The sequence below is a fragment of the bacterium genome, assembly GCA_019637795.1.
Lineage (GTDB): Bacteria > Desulfobacterota > Binatia > HRBIN30 > CADEER01 > JAHBUY01.
The window spans coordinates 1,223,777-1,248,706 of the sequence record JAHBUY010000001.1 but is presented as its reverse complement, the minus strand read 5'-3'; the positions used below and the strand labels follow the sequence as shown (position 1 = coordinate 1,248,706).

20 protein-coding genes and 2 pseudogenes are annotated in these 24,930 nt (G+C 72.6%); 10 read left to right on the top strand and 12 right to left on the bottom strand.

All coding sequences use genetic code 11. From position 1 onward, the window contains the following. The first annotated feature begins 496 nt into the window (after positions 1–496). Together KF840_05320 and KF840_05315 are read left to right on the top strand one after the other, a co-directional pair. Positions 497–728: pseudogene (locus KF840_05320) on the top strand (DUF4160 domain-containing protein). After that, positions 688–1,032, top strand: coding sequence for a DUF2442 domain-containing protein (locus KF840_05315; protein MBX3024314.1), 345 nt, complete (start codon positions 688–690; stop codon positions 1,030–1,032). Before KF840_05320 ends, KF840_05315 begins: the two are co-directional and overlap by 41 nt. 221 nt (positions 1,033–1,253) lie before the next feature. Here the strand turns inward: KF840_05315 and KF840_05310 are convergent, their stop codons facing one another. Further along, a complete protein-coding gene (locus tag KF840_05310) occupies positions 1,254–1,793 on the bottom strand; it encodes a cupin domain-containing protein (protein ID MBX3024313.1) in 540 nt (179 codons plus the stop codon). 12 nt (positions 1,794–1,805) lie between these two features. Continuing rightward, a complete protein-coding gene (locus KF840_05305; GenBank protein ID MBX3024312.1) occupies positions 1,806–2,099 on the bottom strand; it encodes a hypothetical protein in 294 nt (97 codons plus the stop codon). 285 nt (positions 2,100–2,384) lie between these two features. On the opposite strand from KF840_05305, the gene KF840_05300 reads away from it, so the two are divergent. The 3 genes from KF840_05300 (at position 2,385) to KF840_05290 (ending at position 5,603) form a co-directional block, all read left to right on the top strand. Beyond that, positions 2,385–3,716 carry an adenylate/guanylate cyclase domain-containing protein gene (locus tag KF840_05300; protein MBX3024311.1) on the top strand — a complete coding sequence of 444 codons (1,332 nt, stop codon included), beginning with the start codon at positions 2,385–2,387 and terminating at the stop codon, positions 3,714–3,716. 217 nt (positions 3,717–3,933) lie between these two features. Continuing rightward, positions 3,934–4,119 carry a hypothetical protein gene (locus KF840_05295; protein MBX3024310.1) on the top strand — a complete coding sequence of 62 codons (186 nt, stop codon included), beginning with the start codon at positions 3,934–3,936 and terminating at the stop codon, positions 4,117–4,119. A gap of 284 nt (positions 4,120–4,403) precedes the next feature. Beyond that, on the top strand, positions 4,404–5,603 hold the full coding sequence (locus KF840_05290; GenBank protein MBX3024309.1) for a PAS domain S-box protein: 1,200 nt from the start codon (positions 4,404–4,406) through the stop codon (positions 5,601–5,603). Between the two features lie 53 nt (positions 5,604–5,656). On the opposite strand, the gene KF840_05285 is transcribed toward KF840_05290, so the two are convergent. Genes KF840_05285 through KF840_05275 form a run of 3 tightly spaced genes read right to left on the bottom strand, consistent with a single transcriptional unit; the run spans position 5,657 to position 7,787 of the window. Further along, positions 5,657–5,980, bottom strand: coding sequence for a YciI family protein (locus KF840_05285; GenBank protein MBX3024308.1), 324 nt, complete (start codon positions 5,978–5,980; stop codon positions 5,657–5,659). Further along, positions 5,971–7,452 carry a hypothetical protein gene (locus tag KF840_05280; GenBank protein ID MBX3024307.1) on the bottom strand — a complete coding sequence of 494 codons (1,482 nt, stop codon included), beginning with the start codon at positions 7,450–7,452 and terminating at the stop codon, positions 5,971–5,973. Before KF840_05280 ends, KF840_05285 begins: the two co-directional genes overlap by 10 nt. After that, complete coding sequence (locus KF840_05275; GenBank protein MBX3024306.1) at positions 7,431–7,787, bottom strand: YciI family protein; 357 nt, start codon at positions 7,785–7,787, stop codon at positions 7,431–7,433. Before KF840_05275 ends, KF840_05280 begins: the two co-directional genes overlap by 22 nt. 242 nt (positions 7,788–8,029) lie before the next feature. On the opposite strand from KF840_05275, the gene KF840_05270 reads away from it, so the two are divergent. Further along, positions 8,030–9,418, top strand: coding sequence for a radical SAM protein (locus KF840_05270; GenBank protein MBX3024305.1), 1,389 nt, complete (start codon positions 8,030–8,032; stop codon positions 9,416–9,418). 10 nt (positions 9,419–9,428) lie between these two features. Then, the gene (locus tag KF840_05265; protein MBX3024304.1) at positions 9,429–11,615 is read left to right on the top strand and encodes a hypothetical protein; all 2,187 of its coding nucleotides are present in this window, start codon (positions 9,429–9,431) and stop codon (positions 11,613–11,615) included. Here KF840_05265 and KF840_05260 read toward each other — a convergent pair. The 6 genes and pseudogenes from KF840_05260 to KF840_05235 all read right to left on the bottom strand — a co-directional run bounded on the left by KF840_05260 (position 11,602) and on the right by KF840_05235 (position 17,679). Beyond that, on the bottom strand, positions 11,602–13,020 hold the full coding sequence (locus KF840_05260; GenBank protein ID MBX3024303.1) for a hypothetical protein: 1,419 nt from the start codon (positions 13,018–13,020) through the stop codon (positions 11,602–11,604). The genes KF840_05265 and KF840_05260 overlap by 14 nt on opposite strands. 14 nt (positions 13,021–13,034) lie before the next feature. Continuing rightward, positions 13,035–15,083, bottom strand: coding sequence for a hypothetical protein (locus KF840_05255; GenBank protein ID MBX3024302.1), 2,049 nt, complete (start codon positions 15,081–15,083; stop codon positions 13,035–13,037). A gap of 131 nt (positions 15,084–15,214) precedes the next feature. After that, complete coding sequence (locus KF840_05250; GenBank protein MBX3024301.1) at positions 15,215–15,421, bottom strand: hypothetical protein; 207 nt, start codon at positions 15,419–15,421, stop codon at positions 15,215–15,217. A gap of 440 nt (positions 15,422–15,861) precedes the next feature. Continuing rightward, positions 15,862–16,017, bottom strand: coding sequence for a hypothetical protein (locus KF840_05245; protein MBX3024300.1), 156 nt, complete (start codon positions 16,015–16,017; stop codon positions 15,862–15,864). After that, positions 16,017–16,487, bottom strand: coding sequence for a helix-turn-helix domain-containing protein (locus KF840_05240; GenBank protein ID MBX3024299.1), 471 nt, complete (start codon positions 16,485–16,487; stop codon positions 16,017–16,019). The genes KF840_05245 and KF840_05240 overlap by 1 nt, the downstream gene beginning before the upstream one ends. Before the next feature lie 234 nt (positions 16,488–16,721). Continuing rightward, positions 16,722–17,679 (bottom strand): annotated as a pseudogene (locus KF840_05235) (IS5 family transposase). A gap of 249 nt (positions 17,680–17,928) precedes the next feature. Between KF840_05235 and KF840_05230 the strand changes: the two are divergent. Then, on the top strand, positions 17,929–20,340 hold the full coding sequence (locus KF840_05230) for a radical SAM protein (GenBank protein MBX3024298.1): 2,412 nt from the start codon (positions 17,929–17,931) through the stop codon (positions 20,338–20,340). A 7-nt stretch (positions 20,341–20,347) separates the two neighbouring features. Here KF840_05230 and KF840_05225 read toward each other — a convergent pair whose 3' ends face one another. Beyond that, positions 20,348–22,279, bottom strand: a complete 1,932-nt coding sequence (locus KF840_05225) for a tetratricopeptide repeat protein (protein MBX3024297.1) — start codon at positions 22,277–22,279, stop codon at positions 20,348–20,350. Between the two features lie 252 nt (positions 22,280–22,531). Between KF840_05225 and KF840_05220 the strand changes: the two genes are divergently transcribed. Next, positions 22,532–23,680, top strand: coding sequence for a right-handed parallel beta-helix repeat-containing protein (locus tag KF840_05220; protein ID MBX3024296.1), 1,149 nt, complete (start codon positions 22,532–22,534; stop codon positions 23,678–23,680). A gap of 55 nt (positions 23,681–23,735) precedes the next feature. After that, positions 23,736–24,929, top strand: a complete 1,194-nt coding sequence (locus tag KF840_05215) for a hypothetical protein (protein MBX3024295.1) — start codon at positions 23,736–23,738, stop codon at positions 24,927–24,929. Position 24,930: the final 1 nt, after the last annotated feature.

The following is a 24,930-nucleotide window of genomic DNA, read 5'->3' as shown; positions in this document are numbered from 1 at the left end:
AGGCGCTAGCCGATCCCGCGGCGGAGACGCATGGACTGCTCCGCGTCATCGACGAATCGGGCGAGGACTACCTTTATCCCCAGAAGTTCTTCATGTCTCTGGAGTTGCCGCAGCGCTTGGAGAGCGCTCTGCGGCGGGCTGCCGGATGAACGCCGGTACGGCACCCCGGTCGGCGCCAACAACACGCTGGAGCCGAGCGGCTTGAACTTCCCGAACCAACGCGAGCCTCGCTGCGCCGACGGCTCAGCGTGAGCGCTAGTGCACCGTCGTCGAGATAGGCTCACGCATCTTGCCGGCCCTCGACGTCCCTCGCAGCGTCACGCCTCCTTGGAATATTCCCGATATTCCTGCGTCGGCGTTCCTCGCGAGGACCGCCGATGACCGGCAACCTGCTCAACCCTCAACCCTATCTCAACGACGGTGCACTAGAGGCTCGGGTCCGAACGGCCGCCCAGAATCCGTCGCCTTCCTACAGCCGATCGGGTACCGTCCCGACGTGAGCCCGACGGTGCTCCGCGAAGGAGGTTTTCGCCTCTTCTTCTTCTCGCGCGAGGAGCGGCCGCCATGTCCAACATGCCGACGGCGAGGCGAAGTTCTGGCTGGAGCCAAGAATCGATCTGGCCGAAAACTACGGTTTGAGCAGGCGCAGGCTCGCCAGAGCGCTTCAACTCGTTCAGGGAAACGAAGATGAAATCCGCAGCGGGTGGGAGACCCACTTCGGACGTTGAGGTGGCCAACGCTTCGCAACGCGGGTTCTGGCTTCTGATCCACGATCGCGAGTTGTTCGTCTCGTCCAAACAGTTCCCGTGGTTTCGTGATGTCTCAATCGGTGCGCTGTGCAACGTCGAACTGCCGCACCCTCGCCATCTGCATTGGCCCGATCTGGACATCGACCTCGCAGTCGAGTCCCTCGAGCATCCCAGGCGCTTCCCGCTGGTAAGCCGCGTGCGGCCCAAGAATGCGCTGCAGCCGCCGCGGGCCGCGGGGCCGACCGGAAAACGGGTGGCCTCGCGTCGCGGCCCGCGCGGCTGAGCGCTCGCGCCAGGCCGCGCGGCGCGGGCCCGGAAGGTGGCGCGCCGTCGCCGACGGCGACCCCGAAGCTTCCGCCACCCCGCTGGTAGTCGTCGGGAAGGGCGCGCCGATCGGGCTGCAGCTCGGCCGCGATGTCGATGCCGAAGTCGTCGCGCTGGATGGAGACGATCGGGCTCAGCGCCTGCGCGCCGAACGCCGGCTCCAAGGGAGCGCCGCGCGTCCTACGACGCGGCCTGCCCCCGTCGACATTCTTCGATCTCGCGCCGGTACCCCAGCGCGACTGCGAGCGGGGCGAGCAGCGTGAGCAGCAGGCGGGTCCCGGGCGCCGCGAGACGGATCGTGTCGCTGAACTCCGCGAACAGCGCCGCGCTCAGAAGCAGCGGCGGGAAGCCCCTGGCGTCCGTCCTCCCGCTCTGCGCGAGCCGGAAGAGGACCCGGAAGAACTCGTGCAGTCGCGCGGCCGGGTGCATCTCCTCGACGACGATCGCCTCGACGTCGCCGGGATTCCACTGGAAGTGCGGCGCCCCCGTCGGGATGGTCGCCGACTCGCCGGCGCGGATCACCCGATGCGCGCCGGCGATCCGCACGTGCAGCTCGCCCGAGACGACCGATACCGTCTGCTCGCCGTAGGGATGAAAGTGCGCGCCGGCGATCTCGCCGCGCGGGCGGAGCGCATACTGGACGCGGAAGCGTTCGGGCGACGACTCGAGGACGCGCATGGACTCGCCCGTGACCGGATTCTCGAGCCGTTCCTCGCTCACCAGAACACCCTCTCAGGCGGCCCCGCGGCGCGCCACGGAGCGCCGCACGTGCATCGCTTGCGCTGCCCAGGGGCGGACGTCCCCTCCGCCGCCCGCCAGCAGCGGCGGCAGCGGGGCCGCGCCGACGGAATCGCCGTGGCGGTCGAGGTGCGCGGCGCAGCATCGCCAGATCCGCCCGGCGTCGCGCGACGGGCCGGCGTGGACGGCGGGCAAGGCGTCGACGCCGCCCGGGTCCAGCTCGGCGCCGATGCGCCAGTCGTCGCTGGTCTCGCGGAAGGAGGCGACGAGCTCTGTCGCGGGGCGCATCGGGGACGCCCTACCGCCGCCTGGGGCCGTGAGCAAGCGCGGGCCCAGCGGAGCGCGCCCGCGCTCGGGCGCCTCCAACTCGGTCGCGCCGCGATCGAGCCCAGCGCCTCCCCGGTCCCCAGTCGGGTACCACCATCGCCGCGCCGCGCCGCAGGGCGCGATCAGCGGCGCGGCCCGCCGTGAGCGGACCTGGCAGTCCACCGTCGGCCCCGTGCACTGGCCCGCGGGCGGCGCGGCGGGTACGCTGGCCTCGGCGCGCCGTGCCGCGCCGATCGTGTGACCGCGATGGAACCCAAGACGCGATACGCCCGCAGCGGCGAGGACCACATCGCCTACCAGGTGCTCGGCGAGGGGCCCGACCTGGTGTTTCTCTGCGGCTGGATCAGTCACGTGGAGGTGGCCTGGGAGGTGCCGCCGCTGGCGCGCTTCCTGCGCCGGCTGGCGAGCTTCTCGCGCCTGATCTTCATCGACAAGCGGGGGACCGGCCTGTCCGACCCCCTGCCGCAGGGGCGCCCGGCGATGCTCGAGGAGCGGATCGACGACGTGCGGGCGGTGATGGACGCGGTCGGCAGCGAGCGCGCGGCGCTGCTCGGCATCTCCGAGGGCGGGCCGATGAACATCCTGTTCGCCGCCACGCATCCCGAGCGCACCGCGGCGCTGGTCCTCTTCGGGACCTTCGCCCGCATCGTGAGCGGCGATGGCTACGACATCGGGATTCCGCCCGACGCGCTCGAGAACGCCTTCGGGATCATCGCCCAGACCTGGGGCGAGGGGTACCTGGCCAAGTTCGTCGGCCCCAGCCTGGCGGCAGACCCGGCGATGGTGCAGGCCAGCGCCCGCTACGAGCGCATGGCGGTGAGCCCGCGCATGGCGGTCGAGCTGCTGCGCCTCAACACGAGCATCGACGTCCGCCACGTCCTGCCCGCGATCGCTGTGCCGACGCTCGTCGTCCACCGCCGCGACGAGCACTTCGTGCCGATCGAGAACGCGCGCTACCTCGCCGCCCACATTCCCGGCGCCCGCCTGGTGGAGCTCGAGGGGTCCGATCATCTGTTCTTCGCCGGCAACAGCGATCCGCTGCTCGACGAGGTCGAGGAGTTCGTCACCGGCCAGCGCCACGGCGGCGCCGTCGATCGCGTCCTGACGACGCTGGTGTTCACCGACATCGTGCAGTCGACCCGGCGCGCGGCCGAGCTCGGCGCGCGTCAGTGGCGCGACCTGCTCGACGCCCACGACGCGTTCGTGCGGCGGCAACTGCAGCGCTTCCGCGGCCGCGAGGTGAAGACCATCGGCGACGGATTTCTCGCCAGCTTCGATGGCCCGGCGCGGGCGTTGCAATGCGCCGCCGCGATCGCCGAGGGGGCGCGCTCCCTCGGCCTGGCGATCCGCGCCGCCGTGCACACCGGCGAGTGCGAGGTGCGCGGGGACGATCTGGCCGGCCTCGCCGTGCACGCCGCGGCGCGCCTCCTGTCGCTCGCCGGACCGGGCGAGGTCATCGCCTCGAGCACGGTGAAGGACCTGGTCGCCGGCTCCGATCTGCGTTTCACCGAGCACGGCGAGCACGAGCTCGCCGGCCTCCCCGGCCGCTGGCGCCTCTACCGCGTCGCGACCGGCTGACCGGCCCGCGGCGCGTCGGGGCGCGCGTCCGCCCAGGCGAGGCCAACGCGCCGGTTCCCCGGGCAGCCCGGTCGAGCGCGAACCCGCACATCGGCGCCGGCGACGCTGGACGCCGGCACCGGATGCCGGGTGCGCCCGCCGCCGTGGCAAAAAGGCTCGGCTCGCCGGCATAGGGCGGTGAGAGGACTGGTGCCGGAGACCGGAATCGATCGCGCCCATGGACCGAGACACGCCGGACGAGGGACCGCCCGGCGACGCCGGCCTGGTCCCGCGCGCCGCGGTCATGATCGACACCCAGCGCGGCCGCGCCACGCGCATCCACGCCTCCGCGTGGTCGTTCAACAGCGGCAGCGTCGCCGAGCAGTCGATGACCATCAACAGCATGATCGACGCGGCGCGGTGACCGGCCGCGCCGAGCGGTGGTTCCTGCGTTCGCCGAACGGTGCGCGGGTGCGATACTGAGCGCGCGTGGACGGACGAAAGGACCCACACGGCGTCGCGGCGGAACCCGCTCCCGGGCGCCGAACCCTGCTGGTCGTGGCGATCCTCGCCGCGGCGATCTTCGCCGTGGATCTCAACACGGCGTTCTGGAGCCCCGACTGGGCCTTGTACGTTCTGCCGGTGCTGTTCGCGTCGTCGCTGCGGCGGCGACAGATCATCGCCACCGCCGCCTGCTGCACCGCGCTCATGTGCCTCGGCCTGGTCTTGTCTCCCGGCGGCGGTCTCACCGTCGGGCTGGCCATACTGGATCGGGTGATCGGCGCGATCGTTCTCTGGATCGCGACGGTCCTGACGCTGCAACGCAACCGGGCGCAAGCCGTCCTCGCCCATTCCGAGCACCGCTACCGTCGCCTGTTCGAGACCACGACGGATGGCATCATCATCGCCGACGCCCGCGGCACGGTCACCGCGATCAATCCCTTTCTGGAGCAACTGCTCGGCTATGCGGCGCCCGAATTGGTGGGTCGGCCCCTCGCCGGCATCCGCTGCTTCAGCGATGCGGTGCCGCCGCAGCCGATTGGAGAATGGACGCGGATGGAGCGCTTCCACTGCGAGCACCTGCAACTGACGCGCAAGGACGGCCGGCGGGTCGACGTCGAGCTGGTGGGAAACGCCTTCTGGGTGGAGCGGGAGAAGGTGCTGCAGGTGAACGTCCGCGACATCACCGCGCGCAAGCAGTTGGAGCGCTATCGCGGCGATTACCTGGCCATGCTGACGCACGACATCAGAAACCCGCTCGGCGTCATCTACGGGTACGTGGACGTCCTGCAGCGCCTGCCGCTGCCTGCGGAGGCGGAACCCCTCGTCGCCGCCATCGGTGGCAATGCGCGATCGATCGTGGGCTTGATCAGCAACTATCTCGATCTCACCAACATCGAGCTCGGCGAGCTCAAGCTCGAGCGGCGGCCGCTTTCACTCTCCGCCCTGTTGGCCCGAGTGAGCGCGCCCTACCGACCGGAAGCGAAGCTGCGCGACATCGCCGTGACCGTCGAGTGCGACGACGCCCTGCCGCGCGTGCTCGGGGATCCGCGCGCCCTCGAGCGGGTCTTCGCGAACCTGCTGCACAACGCCTTCAAGTTCACGCCGGATGGCGGAGAGATCCACTTGCGGGCGACGCACGGTGCGGACGGGGTCCGTGTCGCGGTGATCAACAGCGGGCCGGGCATCGCCCCACACGAGTTGCCGCTGCTCTTTGGCAGGTATCAGCAGACAGAGACCGGGCGCGCCCGCTCGGGGATGGGGCTCGGCCTCTTCATCGTCAAATCGCTCGTGGAAGCGCAGGGCGGCACCGTTGCCGTCGACAGCACGCCGGGGGAGCGCACCGAGCTGACGGTGTCGCTGCGGGCCGAATCGTCCGCCGCGGGCCCGGCGCCGGAACGACAGTGAAGACGCTCGCCCCCCCGGGGGGGGCGCGCTGAGGTGCCGGGTCCGGCCGGCCCTCAGGCGGCGTCCGGCGGCCACAGCGGCCGCACCTCGATCGTCCCGTGCCGCGCCGCCGGGCAGCGGGCCGCCCAGGCGATGGCGGCGTCGAGGTCGGCGACGTCGATGAGGAGGAAGCCGCCGAGCTGCTCCTTCACTTCCGCGTAGGGGCCGTCGAGAACCTGGGTGCGGCCGCTCTCGACGCGGACCGTCGTCGTCGCCGAGGTCGGCCGGCAGGCGGATGTTCGTCCACACGTTGGTGATGCCGAGTGGCGAGGCGCCGCGGTGCCTCGCGCGGCGGTGGATGAGTTGGGGCCGGCGGCGGTCAGCGCGCCTAGCCGCAGCCGTTGAGCGCGTTGCCTACTGCGGCGATTATCTCGTTGATACTCACGAGAAGATCGCCGTTCGTATCGAGTGTGTCGCAGGCGTTGAGCGGCTGGTTTCCGAGAGCGATGTTTACAGCCGTGATCAGGTCAGAGATTCTGACCCTCGCCGACCGGCTGCAGTCTCCAACGCAACTCGGTGGTGCCAGGGATATGACCAAGGCACCGTCGACGCCAGCGGTCGGCCAGCCGGCCGCACCGCCCGCTTTGTAGGCGACTACGTCGTCAACGTACACTGTATAGTTCCCCGGAAGCAGCGCGGACCCAGCGGCAAATGCGCAACTGTAGAGCGGCCCATCGGGAAGAGGGTTGTTGTTGGAGGGTGATTGCACGAATACGCGCGCGGTGTTCTCGGACAGTCTAGTCGCAACCAGTTGCTTATTTGCGCTCGTTTCTAGCCGGCACCCTTCGAACGAGAACGCCTCATCGAAATACAGATCGTTCGATGTTGCGACCGTAGGCAGGTCCGAGGTGCGGATCGAGACGAACAGCCGAACGGTGCCGCCAGGAACCCCCCTCCCTGCGCCGAGAGTCATCACGACTCGCCGGGGCGTGGCCGTCGGTGTCGGCGTTATCGTCGCGGTCCGTGTTTGCGTCGGCGTTCTCGACGCCGTGCGCGTAAACGTGACGGTTGGGACGGGTGTGGGAGTGCGCGTGCCCGTGACGGTCCGAGTAGGTGTCCCTGTGCGGGTGGCGGCCGGCGTGGTGTTGCCGATGGTAATCAGTCCATTGAGGCAGTTTGTCGTAAGCGCGTTACCGTCTGGGTCGTGGGCTCCGGCATTTCCGCACTCGATGTCGAGCTCTCCCGCCTGTGCGATTACAAGCATCCGGCATGTGAACATCGTCGCGCCATCGGGAATCGGGTCTACGTTATCCAGCGCCAAGACAAGTGCCCGGATGCTGCTGCAATCCCTTGCCGGCTGACACCCGGCCGGTTGAAACATGAATGAAGAGCCGCCTTTGTCGATCGTTGGGTTTATGCTGCAGTCCGGTTTGCCATTAGCGCGAGCGTCGATCTGGGCATCTACGGGAAAAAGAATGTCGATTTGTGCCCCCGCCACGAACGCGCCTTCCGTCAGCAACACCACCGGGAGTTGGACGCTCTCGCTGACGACGACTACCGAGCCAACCTCGATCGTTACCGCCGATGTGGTGAATGGCGCGGCCAACGTGGCCAGCGACATGGTCACGACCAGTAAGGGGAGTGATCGTGTGAGCATGGCGCAGCTTCCTACCACAATCGGGCCCGGCTTGGCCCGCCGCGGTTCGCCGCCGCCGATTTCGACGGCGACGGCCACCTCGACCTGCTCGCCGACGTGCCCAGCCGCGCCGTCGACGCCTCGTGTTGCGCCAACGACGCTGGCGGTGTGGCCCCGGGGCGGCGCGCGCAGGCGCCGGGTCCGGCCGGCCCTCAGGCGGCGTCCGGTGGCCACAGCGGCCGCACCTCGATCGTCCCGTGCCGCGCCGCCGGGCAGCGGGCCGCCCAGGCGATGGCGGCGTCGAGGTCGGCGACGTCGATGAGGAAGAAGCCGCCGAGCTGCTCCTTCGCTTCCGCGTAGGGGCCGTCGAGAACCTGGGTGCGGCCGCTCTCGACGCGGACCGTCGTCGTCGCCGAGGTCGGCCGCAGCCGGCTGGCGCCGATCAGGGCGCCGGCCTTGGCCAGCGCCTGGCGGTAGGCGCCGTACTCGGCAGCGGCCGCCGCCTGCTCGGCCGCCGACATCTCCGGCCAGCGGGTCTCGTCCGAATACAACAGCAGCAGGTACTGCATCGCGTGTCTCCTTCTCCTCGCCGGGGCGAGGCGCCGCCGTGCCGACGCCGCGCCACGACCGAATGCGCCGTACTCCACGCCCCGATGTCGCGCGAGCCGGACCGGGATCGACAGGGCGCTCGGGCGGCTGGGCGGATGCGCCCGCGCCTCGGCGCGCTGGCTGCCGCCGACGAAGCTGGAGCGCACCGCGCCGCGCAGAAGTCGTTTCAGAAAGGATTCCGGTTGCGCTAGGGTCGCGGGCGATGCCGGCCAGCAGCAGCTCCAGTTCCGCGTCGGCCGCGGCGCCGCGGGCCGGCGATGGCGAGAGCCGGCTGCGGCGCGGCGAGGGGGTCGCCATGAGCGCGGCGCGCTTCCGCGACCCGGTCGACATCGAGACCCGCGGCGCGGCGCTGCAACTGGAGATCGCGCGCGCCCTGGTCGGCGCGCCGGCGGTGCCGATCGAGCTGCCGGCCTTCGACCTGACCCTGCTCGCGGTCGCGACGACGCGCGGCGCCATCGATCTCGTCCTCGGCAAGAGCGCGCCGCTCGCCCGCCTGCGCCTGGAGGAGAACGGCGGCGGCGCCGCCATCCGCGCCTCCGTCGTCGAGCTGCACGCCGACGCGCGCCGCTTCGACCGCCAGCTCCAGACCATGGCGCGCCGGCTGCAGGCGGCGATCGGCGCCGACAAATGGCAGCGCGCGCTGGCGCCGGCGCGGCAACTGGCGACCCTGCCGCTCGGCGTGCCGATGGCCTTCTACCGCCAGCTCGTGCCCGGCATCGGCGACCAGGGGCTCGTCCGCACCGGCTTCCTGTGCAACCAGAACTGCGGCATCTGCTGGCAGGACCGCGCCTGGGGTCGGTTCGATGCCGAACAGGTCCTGACCTGGATCGAGGACCTGCGCGCCGCCGGGGCGCGCAGCCTGATCATCTCCGGCGGCGAGCCGACGCTCGACCGCCGACTCGAGGACTACGTGCGCCGGGCGCGTCAGCTCGGCTTCGAGTCGGTGACGCTGGAGACCAATGCCATCCAATTCGGCAAGGCGGACCTGGCGTCGCGCTTGCGCGCCGCCGGGCTCTCCAGTTGCTTCGTCTCGCTGCACAGCGGCGACGCCGCCACCTCCGATCTGATCACCCGCGCCCCCGGCACCTTCGCCCGCACCGTCGCCGGCATTCGCGCCCTGCTCGAGGCGGGGGTGCCGGTGCGGCTCAACTGCGTCATGACGCGCGAGGGCATCGACCACCTCGCCGACGTGCCCGGGTTCGTGCACCAGACCTTCGGACCGCACCCCAACCTGCAGGGGCTGATGCTGTCGCAGCCGACCGATCCCTACGACCGCTCGCTCCTGCCGTCGATCCTCCCCGAGCCCGAGCGCCTGCGCGCCGTGCTGCGCACGGTGATCGATCGCGCCTTCGCCCTCGGGGTGCGGGTCAGCGGCCTCGACGGCCCCTGCGGCCCGCCGCTCTGCGCCTTCGCCGCCGATCCGCGGGTGGCCACCCTGGCGCCGATCCCGGAGCGCCTCGACGGCCGCACCTATCTCCCGGCGTGCGCCGACTGCGCCGTCCGCGGCGCCTGCTTCGGCGTCCGGGTCGCGGACGTCGAGCTCTACGGCGACGCCTGCGCCCAGCCGCTCGCCGCCGCTCCGGCGGCGTGAACGCCCGCCGGTGACCACACCCGCCGCGCCCCCCTGGCGCCGCCGGCGCGCGATGCGCGTCCTCGGCGCCGGCATCATCCTCGGGCTGGCGGCGCTCGGCGTGGCGGCGGCGGACGGCCCGCCGTCCGACGGCCTGCCGGTGATCGCCGGCGGCCGCGAGCAGGAGGTGGTCGCGCTGCTGCGGCCGTACGGGGTCGGCAGCGAGGTGGCGCCCGGCTGGGTGCTGTGGGGGGTGTCGATCGAGGCGGACCGGATCCGCTGCGTGCTGGCCGGCCCGGGGCAGCAGACGCGGACCCTGATCCTGACCCATCCCGGGCGGGCGCCGGCGGGGAGCGCGCGCAGCCGCAGCTTCGCGCTGCTGCGCGAGGCACCGCCCGGGGCGGCGCCGGCGCCGGATCCGCTCGACGTTCTGGCGGCGGCGGTCGAGCAGAACGACGCCTCAGACTTCTGGCCGCCGGATGCGCCCGACGAGACGACGCGCGACGCCGGCTCCGGTTCGGCTCCGGCGCCGCGCTTCGACTGGCGGCGCATGGCGTTGGGCCTGCCCGGCGACGGCATCGTCATCATGCTCGTCGGCCTCGTCTTCCTGCTCGCCCATCTCAGTCGCCAGATGCGCGACGATCCGCCGTGGGTGGCGCCGGCGCTGCTCGCGCTGCTGGTGGTCGGCGCGATCCTGCGCGCCGCGCTGCCGAGCTCGAACCTGATGGAGGCCTGGGCCTACGAGCGGCTGGCGCCGCTGCCGGCGCGCATCTGGGACGGCGAGATCCTGCGCTGGCTCAACCGCGTCGGCGGCGGCCGCCTGTTCCTCACCGACGTGCTGTTCGCTTCGAACTACCTGATCGCGATCATGACGCCGCTGGCGATGTACGCGCACGCCCGCTACATCCTCGGCGACCACCGGCAGGCGCTGGCCGCCGCCGGGCTGCTGGTGATCCTCCCCGAGCACCTGCGCTTCTCGCGCAGCGACGTCTACATGATCCAGTCGATCGCGACGTCGTCGATGACCTTCGTCGTGCTCTACACCGCGCTCGGCGATCGCTCGCGCGCCTGGCGCGTCGCCTCCTTCGCCATGCTGCCGCTGCTCTGCACCGCGACCTACTTCGTGCGCCCGGAGAACATCGTCTTCTTCGCCCTCGACCTCGGCGCCATCTACATCTGCACGCGCGGCCGCGGCATCCCCGGACGGGCGGCGCTGGCGGTGGCGATGGTCAGCGCCACCGCGCTGCTGGCGGCGTGGTTCAACCTGCGCGCCCGCTACAGTGGCAGCGTCGAGCAGGGGCTGGCGCTGCAGACGCTGTTCAACGCGCTGCGCATCGCCGTCAATCCGCGCCTCAACACCCTGGTCAACCCGTGGATCATGCCGCCGCTGGTCAGCGTGCTGGCCATTCTCGGCGCGCGCTCGCTCAGCCGGCGCGGCGAGCGGCCGCGGGCGATCTTCCTCGTCGCCTGGCTGGTCGGGTTCTTCCTCGTCCACTCCTTCGTCTACCCGTACCACGCGGCGATGCAGGCCCGGTACCACATGAACCTGGTCAGCCCGCTGGTTCTCCTCGCCGCCGCGGCGACGCCGGTGGTGCTCGCCTGGCGGCCGCTCTTCCGTTGGGCGGTCGCCGCCTACCTGGCGGCCGTGCCGCTGCTGCATCGCGATTTCATCGGCGACGCGCGCTTCAACGAGATGCGCGAATTCGACTTCCTGCGCTCGCTGCGCACCCAGATCCCCGCCGGCTGCACGGTGCTCGAGTACCGCGGCGCGCCGGGCGATTTACAGCACCAGTTCGCCTCGCGGCTGCGGCGGGTGGCGGCGGTGCTCGAGGGGGGCCAGGCGGGCGACTACTGGACGGTGGTCGACGCCGACGTCGCCGGCGACGGCGACGGGCCGGCGCGCGAGCAGCTCTCGCCCGCGGCCGCGGCGCTGCTCGCGCAGCCGCCGCACTGCCTGGTGTTCTACGAGGGCCTGAGCTGCGCCAGCCTGCGCCGGCCGGGCGAGACGTCGACGCCGGTGTGCGCGGCGATCCGCGAACGGCTCGAGCTGACGCCGTTCGCCAGCGCGACGTTCGCCTCGCGCATCTACGACCCGGTCAACTCCGGCTATCTCGGCCCCGACGCCGACGGCGGCATGCGCTCGCACATCGTGCTGGGCGAGGGGACGCCGGTGGCGCTGACCGCCTACCGGGCGCGCGCCCCGCTCAGCGGTCGCTGACCGCCGCCGCGGCCCGGCCGTCGCCGAGCCGCGCCGCGATCTGCGGCGCCAGCCAGTCGGCGAGCAGCGCGTGCCCGGCGGGGCTCAGGTGGACGTCGCCCGGGTAATCGCCGGCGAACCACGGCGGCACGCCCTGGCGGGCGATGGCGGCATCGAGCAGATCCCACGCGTCGAGGACGTCGATGCCGAGCCCACGGGCGCCGGCGGCGACGCGCTGTTCGGCGGCGCGGCCCGCCTCCAGGCTGCCCCACGGATCGACGTTGCTGGGCGCGACGCCGTGGGCGCGCTCCAAGGTCTGGCGAAAGGGCAGGATCACCAGCAGCAGGCGGGCGTGGTCGCGCGCGAAGTCGTCGCGCAGGGCGCGCAGGATGCGCTCGACCTTGTCGAGGCGCTCGTCGACCGCGCCCCCTTTGTCGCGGCCGAAGTTCACGTTGAACAGTTGCCGGCCGAGGATGGCGCGGTTGACGGCGTCGAAGGCGGCGGTGACCTGGGCGGCGAACGCCGACTGGCGGGCGGCGACGCGGAACGGATACGGCGCCGGGCTGCTGGAGAGCAGCACGCCGGTGGGGAAGGCCCACTCCAGCGCCGTGCAGCGCGGCCGCGGCTCGCCGCCGCTCCAGTCGAGCAGCGGCCCCATGTCGCAGCACGTGTAGGCGCGATCGACGTCGTGCACGTCGTTGCCCATGAAGACGTAGACCACGGTGAGATCGGGACGGAGCTGCCGCCGCCAGTGGCCGCTGGCGATCAGGTCGGTGTCGGGACCCGCCCCGGGCGTGCCGCCGTTGACGTGCGCGACCTCGGGCTGGCGGGCTTCGAGCAAGGCGGTGAAGGTCTGGTCGCGCTGCACGCCGTTGCCGAACACCATCGAATCGCCGACGTGGACGACGGTGAACGGCCGCGCCCCGGCGTCGGCGGCGCGCCCGTCGATGAAGCCGCTGGCGTCGGGGAAGAGCGCGTCGCACGGCGCGTCGCGGTTCGAGAAGCTGACCACCAGGTGCGCCGCGCGCGGCGGCGGAAAGCGCGGCGGCGGCGGCAGCGCGACGCGCGACAGGAGCTCGAGCGCCAGCAGGCTCACCGCCGGCAGCACCAGGAGCGCGACGCGGTTGCGGGCCCGCGGCGTGTGCGGGATCGACAGCGCCATGGCGAGCGCGATCCAGGCCATGCACGCGATGACGTCCCAGGAGCCGATCGCCGGGATGGCGTGCGCCGCCGGCACGGCGAGGAGCAGCGGCAGGGCGGCGAGCGCCACGATCGGCAGGCGGCGCCAGCCGCCGGCGCGGCGATACAGCGGCCGCAGCGCGCCGCCGAGGATCCAGCCGAGCAGCAGCGGCACCGCCACCAGGAGCAGGCCGAGCACCTGCGCCTCGGCGTCGCTGGCGAGGGCGTGCGGCGCGGCCGGCGGCATGCCAGGGGGAGCGGCTACGGCCGCGCCGTCCACGCCCGGACGCGGCCCCACACGTCGGCGCCGACCTGGCGCCCCTTCGCCGCCAGCCGGCGCAGCCCCGGGCCGACCGGCCGCGCCGTGTAGAGATCGGCCGGGGTGACGGCGCGGAATTCGTCCAGGCCGAAGTGTTGCGCGTAGGCGGCGTAGTGCTCGCGCGGGCAGACCGGCGCCAGGGCGCAGGTCGCGGCGTGCGGGCACTCGACCACCGCCACCGAGAACGCCTCCGCCTCGCCGCTGGTGCCGCTGGCGTGCATGAAGGCGTCGCTCCGATACTCGGTGCCGGCGAGCGGGAAGGCGCGCTCCGGGAAGGCGGCGCCGAGCACCGGCAGCGCCGAGGCGCGCTCGGCCTGCCAACGGATGCAGGGGTGGCGGAAGGCGCCGCCCAGCACCGCCAGCGCCCAGGCCTGTTCGTCGGCCGGCAGCGCCTGCACGTCCGCCAGCACGTCCGCCAGCAGCTCCGTCTCGCGCATCGCCGACCCCATGTAGGGATCGCGGGTGGTCGGCCGCATCGGGTAGGGCAGGTGGGCGCCGATGTGCGCGCCGAGGCCGTTGCCGCGCAGCCAGCGCAGGAGCGGCACGATCTCGGCCGCGTTCTGGCGCACCAGGATGGTGCTGATGCGCAGCGCCCCGGCCGGCGCTTCGGCGCGCAGCGCGGCGATCGCCGCCAGCACCTCGGCGTGCGCGCCGGGGGTGCCGGTCACCGCGTCGTGCACCGCCGGGCTGACGCCGTACAGCGGCACGTAGATGGTGAAGCGGGTCGGCATGGCGGCGAGGAAGCGGCCGCGGAAGTCCGCGTCGGCGAGGCGGCGGCCGGTCGAGAAGACGTCGAGGTCGCTGAACCCCATCGTGCGGATCAGCTCCAGCACGTCGAGGACGCGCGAGTGGCGCAGCGGGTCGATGCCGTTGAGCCGCACCTGGCGGACGCCCTGATCGCGCGCCTTCTCCAACTGCACGCGGATGTCGTCGACGTCGACCGCGCCGGCGTCGGTCGGGGTGACGTACGATTTCACCGAGCAGAAGACGCAGCGCTGGCCGCAATCGGGATCGAGCGCCAGGTTGAGCGCCGGCGGCGCGCTCACCGCGGCCACCACCTGCTCGCCGCCCCGGCCGTCCGCCTCGCGGCGCGTCTCCAGGGTATCGGCGCGCGCCGGGTGGGAGATGGCGCGCACCTCGGCGAGCTGGCCGGGGACGCGGATCGCCAGCGCGGCCGACGACTTGAGGCGCAGCAGCGCCGCCACCCACGAGGCCAGCGAGGCGATCTCCATCGGCACCGCGTCGACCTCGCCCTCGTGCAGGATGGCGAGCGACAGCCGGCCGCAGCGGGCGAAGGCCTTCGACTGGTCGCCGTCGACGCGCAGCCCCAGGCGCGCGATCTGCTCCTGCTCCCGGTGCGTGAATTCGAGGATGTAGGCGCCGAAGTCGGCGCTGCTGCGGCGCGCCACGCTCGGCAGGTAGATGCCGCGGAACACCCAGTCGAGCAGCGGCGGGCCGTCGACCACGAGCTGCGGCGCGAGGAACTCGGCGATCCCCGGCGGGTCGAAGTAGAGCAGCGTCGGCAACTGCTGCGCCGGCAGGGTGGCGAAGTCCTCGTGCTGGCCGCCGAGCAGGCGCGTCGCCGGCTCGACGAGCGCCGCCAGGCGCAGCCGCGCCGCGTCGTCGTCGGCCGCCGCTTCGGCCGCGAGATGCGGGAAGTGGCGGGCGATCGGGACGCCGTTCGCGGTCACCGCCGCGGCGAACGCCTGCGTGATCTCGGCCGCCTCGCGTTCGTCGAGCCCGACCAGGCGGTGGTACGACACGTCGCCGAGCGGCGTCGCTTGCAGGCAGCGCCCCTCGCCGCGCTGGCTGACCACGATCTGGATGCGCGCCGCGCCGTCGTCGCGCTCGAGCCAGAAGCTGACCGCGGTCGGCAGCGAGCCGGTCACCCTGGCGATCCGCCAACCGTCCAGGCCGCCGCCGTCGCCGCGATCGTCCTCGGGCCACGCCGGTCCGGCGGGCAGACCGCTCGGGCCGCTATGTTCGCTCACGACGCCTGGCGCCTCCGACTGCGACGCGTAGCACAGCCGGCGGCGGAGAAGCGACGCAAACCGTGCGCCGCTGTCGCTGCTCAGTGATTCTGTCCGCCCTCAACTGCTCAGTGATTCCGTCCCCCCGGGGTTCATCGTGGTGGTGACGGGATCATGTCGGTGGGGGAAACGGAAGGAGCCCGCAGGGCGACTGGAGTTTTCCCCACCGAGGCGGCGCTCGGCGGCCGCCGCCGCCGGCGCTTGAGCGTGCGGAGGGCGCCGGGCGAGGTGGCGGCGGCCGTGGCGATCACCGTGTCGCCGCCGTAGACGCGCCAGCTGCCGTCGAGGAGCTGGCGCACCTCGACGCGCGTCTCGCATATACTGCGCTTGCGCGGGCCGGGCGGGATGTCGAGGACCAGCCGCCGATCCGCACGGTGTTGTCGTTCAGCACGGTCGCCTCGTACTGGAAGCTGCAGATCCGGCTCAGATCGGTCCCCGTCGGCACCGGCCGCCACGCCGGGGTGGCCTCGGCCGGGGGAATGGCAAACCGCTGGTTGTGCTCCGCCCGAAAGGCCTCCAGCACGGCATTGGCCTCCTCCACGGTCGTGGCCCCCACCAACCGGTTCGGAGCAACCGATCCTGCAGCGTGCCCCACAGCCGCTCCACTCGGCCCCTCGCCTGCGGCGACAGCGCGCGTAGATCACCTCAATCTCCAAGGCCGCGAGCGCCCGGCCCACCTGCGTCGGGTCTTGGACCCCGCGTAACTCCTCTTCCAGCGTCCAGTGCGCGTCGTTGCGCTTCAGGCTCCGTGCCGATCCACGTAGGCGCTGTACGGAAGTCCTTTCGCCTCCGCGATCGCTCGCAGCACCGCAGGTACCCTCCTGCCGCGCACTCCCTGCTCCACGAACGACGCCCCAGGCAGCAGCTCGCCGGTCGCGTCATCGATCGCTCCCATCAGGCACAGCATCGGCCCGCGCCCCCGAGCCACTCGTGTCGGCTGCCGTCCCAGAGGATCATCAACCCCGCCTGGCGGTTTGCGGTCTCTGGCGCCGGCGGTGTTTCGGGCGCGCCGCCGGCGCGGCGTGCCCGCCGCCGCGCAGCAGCCGCTGCATCGCTGGCCCGAGAGACCTTGACCCCTTCCACGTCCCCCAGCTTCTCGGTGAAGTGCTGGTCGTTGAACCCGTCGTACTTCTTGCGCCGCAGCTCCAGGATCTGCTCCCGCACCGCTTCCCCCAAGCGGTGCTTCGGCGCCCGCCCCGTGTTCCCGTGCTGCACTCCTTTCGCCCCACGCCGCCCCACCGCCCGCCGCAGCCGTCGCACCTGCCGCTTCGACAGTCCCAGCACCTCTGCCGCTTCTCCCACCGTCAGCGCCCCTCGCTCGATCCGCTCCACGGCGTCCAGCCGCTTCCATTGCCGCTTGCTCATCCTCTCCATCCCTCCTTCTTTGCCGCGGAGGGGCGGACATTTTCACTGAGCAGTTAGGGAACCTCTGCACAGGTCCCGTCAGTGAATGAAATCGTGAAAACTTGGACGGCTCCCGGCATCAGCAGGGCTCGACGAGCGAGAATTCGCCGCCAGCCGGGTGGAATTGCCGGGGGCCCGCGTATCGCCGGAGTGTCGAGGTTCGTGGCATTGCGTTCACAGTCCGCGTTCGCCCATTCACAGCGCGCACCGCGCCCCCGCGGGCAGGAGGTGATGACGGACACTGTACAGATTCGCCAATGCGAACATCGTCTGCGCTCGCGCCAGGTCTGGCAAGCCGCGGTAGCGCGCACCTTGGCGAACCACAGCCGCTTCACGATGGGAAACGGATGTTCGCCGCGCGCGCGAATGCGCGAGCGCGCCCCGGTTGATCTGGCGCCACCGCTCGCTCAGCGGCTGACGACCGCTGACGCCGATTCATGCGGTACCGCACTCCGGCCGCCTCGAACGCCTGGCGATCGGCTTCCTTCCAGTACGCCTTGTCCCCGTACACCGCGCTCTCTCGCCATGGAGCAGCTCCTCCATGCGTGATGTCCGCGGTCGCCGTATTGGTGGCCACCACGCTGTCACGCGGGCCCCGCGTATCGGTCCCAATGTGCAGCTTCATCCCGAAGTGCCACTGGTTCCCCTTGCGCGTCTGCTTTCATCTCGGGATCGCGCGCTTTGTCCGCTTTTGGTCGAACTCGGCGCGGCGATGATCGTCGCATCCACAATGGTGCCGGCCTTCAGCAACAGCCGCTTCGCCTGCAGCAGCTCCTTCACCAGCTCGAAGAGCTTCGCCGTCAGGCCCTGCTTCTCCAGCAGGTGGCGGAAACGCAAAATCGTCGTTTCGTCGGGGACGACATCTTCTCAACCTCGATGCGCACAAAGCGCCGGATCGACCTCGCTGTCGTACAGCGGAGTCCTCTGTTGCGGGTCGACAGGTTGAACCACTGCTGGACGAAGTAAATCCGCAGCATTTTCTCAACCCCAGGGGCTGCCGGCCGTTGCCCGCCTTCGGGTAGTGCGGCGCAATCACCCGCAGCAACTCGGCCCACGGCACCACGGCATCCATTTCCGCCAGGAACCGTTCGCGACGCGTCACCTTGCCCTTCTGGCTCCACGCCACCGACGCAAACGTTTGCTGCTTCTCCATCACCACACCACCTCCGCACTCAGCTGCGGCGCACTATACATGACGCCCCGGCCTTATGCAGAGGTTCCTTAGGCGGACAAAATCACTGAGCTTCAACACGCAAACCGTGCGCCGCCCGCCGCCGGGCGGGAAGTCGTTTCAACTCGGCGGCGCGCTTGGTAAGCCTGCGGCTGGCCGGCCGGTCGCATCATGGCGTCAAGCCCGACACAGCGCGCGCGCACGGTGATTCCACCCGGACAGGAGGCGGTGGTGTCGCGGATGCTGAATCCGCCGCACGGCCTGGGCGGAGGCTGGCGGTTGGCGCGCGCGGTGATCCAGGACGAGTCGATCGCGGCGCTGTACCGCGGGCCGGCCGGCGAGCGGGCGCGGGTGGTCCTGCGCGCCCGGGACGGCGCGCCGCCGAAGTGGGGGCGCACCGAGCGCTTCGCCGTCGGCCTCGCGGTCGAGGCGCCGGGGGCGGCGACGGCGGCGCTGTACCGCGCCGTGCTCGCCGCCGTGCGCGCCGCCGAGGACGGCTTCGCCTGGGCGGCGGTCGACGGTCCGCGGGACGTCGACGCCGCCGGGCCGAGCGCCGAGGCGGGGCGCGCCGCGGAGGCGGAGATCAACCTGCACCTCGATCTCACGCCGTACATCGATCTCGGCCTGCGCTTCGATCACCAGGCGGCGTACGCCGAGGCGCTGGCGCTGCAGGACCGCTTCGTCGCCTACCAGAGCGATCCGACCTACGGCATCACCGGCTGGCGCGGCCTGGCGCTGCACGCCCTCGACGGCGATCCGGCGCACGTCGCGACCACCGCCGACGACGCCGGCATCTTCGAGGACCAGTCGCGCTACCGCCGCACCGAGATCGCCGCCCGCTGCCCGCTGACCATGGCGCTGCTCGACGCGGTGCTCGATTTCGACCACTGCCGCACCGTCTCGTTCCTCATGCTGCTGCCGGGGGCGCGCATCGCCGTGCACGTCGACGGCGTCGGCCCGCCGGTGATGCGTTCGCTCAACGTGGCGCTCAACATGCCGGACGACTGCCGGCTGGTGATCGACTGCGCTGCGGACGGCGCCGACACGCCGTACACCCGGGTGGCGCCGTTCCGCCCCGGCACGGCGCTGCTGATGAACGTCGCCAAGCCGCACTACGTGGTCAACGACTCGCCGCAGCCGCGCATCCACGTCGTCGCCCGCGGCTCGCTGCGCATCCCGGCGCCGCGCCTCCTGGCGCTCGCCGAGGCGCAGAACGGATTGGCCGGCGCCGCCGCGCTGCAGGCGGCGCTCGAGCGCAAGCGGCGCGCCCTCGGCATCGCGGTGAGCGCGCCCGCGCCGGCGCCGGCGGTCGAGGCGGCGGCGCCGGCGTCGTCGCCGCTGTCGCCGTTCGTGGCGACGCTCGCCGCGGCGGCGCGCGACCGCCTGCTGGCGCTGCTCGATTGCGGCGACGCGGTGCGCACGGCGACGGTCGGGCCGGCCGAGGCGGGCGCCGGCGAATGGCGCGGCGCGGTCGAGCTGCGCCTGCCGTCGGGCCGCGCCGCGACGCTCGATTTCGCCGCCGCCGACCCGACGCGGCCGGCGTGGTGCCGCACCGCGCACCTCGCCTGTTCCTATCGCGCCGACGGCGGCGATCCCTTCGCCGATCCGCGCGACGCGGCGGCGCTGCACGCGCTGCGCGACCGCCTGGCGGCGCGCGATCCGTCCGGCCCGCGCCCGGTGCCGGCGGTGGCGGCGCTGCTGGCGGCGCTCGACCGCTACCGCCCCTTCCTGGCGGTGCGCGACGAGGACTTCCGCATGGTCTTCCACGGCGCCGGCGATCCGGTCGGCATCGTGTGGCTGGGATTCGCTTGCAACCAGGACTGCCGCCCGTGCTGGCAGGGGCGCGACTGGCCGGCGCCGCCGGAGGACGTCTTCACCCGCTGGATCGACGAGCTGTGCGCCCTCGGCGTGCGCGGCCTGATCCTCAGCGGCGGCGAGCCGACGTTGCAGCCGCTGCTGCCGGCGTGGCTGCGGCGGGCGCGGGCGGCGGGGGTCGCGGTCACGCTGGAGACCAACGCCGTCCGCTTCGGCGAGCCCGGGGTGCTCGACGCGCTGCAGGCCGCGGGGCTGGAGACCGTCGTCGTGTCGCTGCACGCCGCCGAGGCCGGCGCCTCGGACGCGCTGACGCGCAGCCCCGGCGGCTTCGCGCGCACCGTCGACGGCATCCAGCGGGCGCTCGCCGCTGGGCTGCGGGTCGGCGTGCACTGCGTCGTCGAGCGCGGCAACGTCGCCGGCCTCGCGGCGCACGCCCGCTTCGTCGCCGAGGAGCTGCGCCGCGGCGGGCAGCGCATCAGCCACGTCAGCTACAGCTTTCCGATCGGCTACCGCGACCGCGCCGCCTACGGCGAGGCGATCGTGCCGCTCGACGAGCTGCGACCCCACCTCTCGGCGGCGCTGCGTACCCTCGCCGCCGCCGGCATCGAGGCGCGGGTGCTCGGCACCAGCGGCTTCACCCCCTGCGCCGTCGACGAGCCGGCGGCGGTCGCCGCGCAGGCGCCGCCAGGGGTCGGCGCCGACCTGCGCGCCGGCCGCGCCTTCGTCGACGCCTGTGACACCTGCGACTGGCGCCCCCGCTGCCTCGGCCTGCACACGGCCTACGTGGCGGCGCACGGCTCGCGCGGGGTGACGCCGATCCGCGGCTGACGCGCGCTCAGGCGCGGCAGAGGGCCAGCAGCCGCTGCTGCTCCTGCCGCTCCCACTGCGGCGGCGACGTCGGGCGGTGCGGCGCCAGCGCCCGCACGGTGGCGGCGCCGGGGGCCATCCACAACCCGCAGCTCGAGGAGCGGTTGCCGCGCATCGCCGCCAGCGCCTGGGTGGCGACCGCGACCTGGACCGCGGCGGCGGCGGGACGCGGCCACCAGCCGTCGACCCCGGCGGCGCGCGCCGCGTCGGCCAGCAGCGGCGCGGCCACCAGGTCGAGGTGGGCGAAGGCGGCATCGCGGCCGGTGCCGTCGCCGCGCGCGTCGGCGACCAGCAGGCGCAGCAGCCAGGCGGCAACCCGGCCGGGATGGCGCGCGCACGCCTCGTCGAGCTCCGCCGCCGCCTCGTCGAGCTGGCCGAGGCGGAAGAGCGCCTCGCCGCGGTAGACCGGCAGGGTCGCGCCGCGCCAGCCCATGGTGCGGATGCCTTCATCGAGGGTGCGCAGGCCGCTCGCCGGATCGCCGAGACAGACCAGGCTGGCGCCGAGGCCGATCCACGCCCAGGTGGTGCGCGGCGCCCGCCGCAGGATGTCCTCGAACGCCGCCCGCGCCGCCGCGTAATCGCCCGACCAGAGGTCGATCTCGGCGGCGTAGCACTCGGCGATCGGATGCGGCCCGATGCGCGCCAACTCGGCGCGCAGCGCGGCGCGCGTCTCGTCCAGGCCGAGCCAGGGGGCGCGGTGCTGGATGACGCGCACCCGGTGCCGGACACTGGCCGGAACCTGGACGCGGCGCAGCGAGCCGTCGTCGCCGGCGATGCTGGGATAGGGCGTCCGGTTGCCGCCGAGGATCGCCAATCCCCGCGCCGCGCACGCCTGCAGGGCCTCGCCGCTGATGCGGCCCTGCGCCCAGACGACCTCGACGCCGAGCGCCTGCATCTGCCCTTCCAGCAGCCCGTCGAAGACGGTCGAGGTGGCCATCGGCTCGGGCGCGATCGCGCCTTTGACCACCACCGACATCAGCTTGGCGGCGAGGTAGTCCGCCACTTCGTTCTGGACCCGCGACAGCTCGTCGAAGGCGCGCTGGGCGTCGCCGCGGCGGAACCACAGCTCCGCCCGCCAGCAGCCGAGGGCGGGGCTGATGGCGCCCTGCCACTGCGCCAGGTCGCGCTCGGCGCGCTCGAGATCGCCGGCGAGGAGCGCGGCGGCGACCATCACCGTCAGCGCCCGCTGGCAATCGCCATCCCGCTGCCGGGCGGCGGCGGCCTGGGCGTAGGCGTCGTCCCAGCGGCCGCGAAACAGCGCCAGCTCGGCGAGCAGGGCCTCCGCCGGCGGCGCCGGGCGGCGGCGGGCGGCCTCCTGCTCGACCACGTCGTAGCAGCCGAGCTGGAGCAGCGATTCGACCACCTCCAACCACCGATCCGGATCGCGGCGCAGCGCCTGCTCGGCGGCGCGGCGGGCGGCGGCGACGTCACCCGCGCGCGCCGCCAGGCGCACCTGGGCGCGATAGCGGTCCGCCGCGCTGGGGTCGGAATCGAGGGTGGCGTCCATGTGCTGGAGCGCCGCGGCGGGCCGGTCGGTTGTCTCGTAGTGGACGAGCGCGGCCTTGTGGGCGTGCAGGTCGCCGTGATCGCGCAGCCAGGCGGCGAGGGCGGCTTCGGCGTCGGCTTCGAAGTGCAGGCGCTTCAACCAGGCGAACTGCAGGCGGCGGACGAACTGGTCGCCGTCGTCGGCGGCGAGGCGGCGGCGCAGCGCCGCGAGGGCCTCGTCGTAGAGCCGCAGGAGGAAGAGCAGGCGGGCGCCGATCAGCAGCGCGCCGCGGTCGGCGTCGCCGGCCAGGGCGCGGGCGACGGCCACCGCCTCGGCGCGCTGGCCGGCGGCGATCGCCTGCAGGGCGCGCCGCAGCGCCTCGCGGGTCGCCGGCGAGAGCGCGCCCTCGCTCATGAGGTCCGCCGCCCGGCCGCCGCCGCATCAGCCACGAGGTAGCCGCCCATGGGCTCGCCAAGTGCGCTGGCCGGCGCCGGCGAGTCAACCGCGAGGGGGCGAAAAAGGTCCACCGCCGGCATGAACCCTCCGCCCCATCGCTTCCCCGATGGAGACGGACGACGGAATTTCTTGACTCTATCGCCGCCGGCTGACTACTGACTGACTGTTCAGTAGTGCGCGGCCGGACTGTGGCGCGCGGGGGGAGTCCAGATGATGTCAGTTCGATGGGTGATCGCGATCGTCGCTGCGGTCGGGTTCTACGTTGGCGCGATGCCGGGCGCCGCGGCGGCTGCGACGCACACCGTCAAGGAAGGCGAATCCATCCAGGCGGCGATCGACGCCGCCGCGGCTGGCGACACCGTGAAGGTGATGCCGGGCGACTACGTCGGCGTGCCGGCCGGCTCGTCGGCGGCGGCCATCCGCATCACCAAGTCGATCAAGCTGGTCGCCAAGAGCAAGATCAAGAAGGGCGTGAAGGTGCGCATCCTTCCCGGGCCGGGGCAGACGCAGGGCATACTCATCGAGCCGGCCAACCCCGGGGATCCGGATGTCGAGAAGGTGCTGATCAAGGGCTTCACGGTGGAGGGCTTCCAGAAGAACGGCATCTGGCTGCGCCACGTGAACAACTTCAAGCTCATCGGCAACGAGTCGATCAACAATCTCGAGAACGGCATCTGGCCGACGTTGTCGGCCAACGGCTCGGTGAAGAAGAACGTCTCCTACGGCTCCGAGGACAGCGCGCTGTGGGTCGAGGCGTCCGAGAACGTGCGCGTGATCAAGAACGAGCTGCACTCCAGCCCGACCGGCCTGGAGGTCACGGTCTCGAAGAACATCAAGATCCTCAAGAACAGCGTCCACGACAACACCATCGGCATCGGCCTCTACCATCCGTCGGCGGCCGGCCTGCCGCCGCTGCAGCCTCTGAGCGACAACGGCTACTGGACGGTCAGCGGCAACCACGTCTACAACAACAACTCGCCCAACAGCGCCCCGCCGGGCTCGATGTCGGCGGCGCTGCCGGCCGGCGGCGGCATCCTGGTGCTCGGCGTCGACCACGTGGACGTGACCAAGAACCTGGTCGAGAACAACAACTTCTTCGGCATCGCGATGATCGACTACTGCGTCGCGGTCGACGGCACGAGCTTCGATTGCGATATCAATCCGCCGCAGGTCGCGGACACGGCGCCGGACTACAACCGCTTCATCGGCAACACGCTGACCGGCAACGGCGGCAATCCGCCGCCCGGTCCGTTCGCGCTCTTCGCGTCCGATCTGTTGGCCCTGGGTGGGACGAACAACTGCTTCAGCGACAACACCTTCACCTCGTCGATCATCTTCCCGGCACCGACCGGGTGCTAGCGTCGACGCCGCGCGCGGGCGGTCGCCCGCGCCGCGGCGCGCACGTGGCGCGGGGGTGACGGTGTCGCCCCCGCGCGCCGTCTCGCTCTCGCTGCGCCGCTTCGCCGGCCCGCTGGCGGACGAGCTGGCGATCCTCAGCCGTCCGCCGGATGCCGGCGACGACCCACTGCGGCAGGCCGAGAGCGCCTACCGGGCGCTGGCGGAGGCCCTGGCCGGGGCGGGCGTGCCGCTGCGCGCCCTGACCAGCGAGACGCTGTTCCTGCGCGACATCCGGCGCGACCTGCCGCCGGCGCTGGCGGCGCGGGCGCGGGCCTTCGCGGCGCTCGGGCCGGTCGCCGATGCCGCGCCGCCCGTCGTCATCGAGCAGCCGCCGCTCGCCGGCGGCGCGCTCGAGGTGGCGGCGGCGGCGCTGCTCCCCCGCGATGGCGCGACGTGGTCGGTGCGCGACGTGGCGGCGGCGCCCGCCTGCGGCTGCGACGGCTGCGCCCGCAGCGCGGCCCGCGTCGTCCGTCTCGGCCCGCAGACCGCGCTGTGCTCGAGCAACCTCTACGGCGCCGGCGGCGACCTCCACGCGCAGGCGACGGCGATGTTCGAGGCGGCGGGGCGCCTGCTGGCGCAGGGCGGCATGGGGTTCCGCGACGTCGTCCGCACCTGGATCCACCTGCGCGACATCGACCGCGACTACGACGCCCTCAACCGCGCCCGGCGCGACTTCTTCCGCCGCCAGGGCATCGAGGTGCGGCCGGCCAGCACCGGGGTGCAGGGCGGGCCGCTGCCGGACGCGCACGACGTCTCGCTGACCCTGCAGGCGCTGCAGTCGACCCGACCGCTCGCCATCGCCGCCGTGTCGACGCCGACCCTCAACGAGGCCTGGAGCTACGGCGCCGATTTCTCGCGCGGCCTGCGGGTGGGCGACGCCAACAAGGTGGCGCTGCACGTCTCGGGGACCGCCAGCATCGACGAAGCCGGGCGGACGGCGCACGTCGGCGACGTCGCGGCCCAGGTCGAGCGCATGCTGCACAACATCGCCACCCTGCTCGCGCGTCAGGGCACGAGCTTCGCGACGCTGCACGCCGGGGTCGTCTACCTGAAGCGCCGCGGCGACGCGGCGGTGGTGCGCGCCATCTGCCGCGAGCGCGGCTTCGACGGCTTCCCGTGCGCCCTGGTGGAGGCGCCGCTGTGCCGGCCCGAGCTGCTCTGCGAGGCCGAGGCGGTGGCCTTGCTTCCTCTTCCCGACCCGCCGGCGTAGG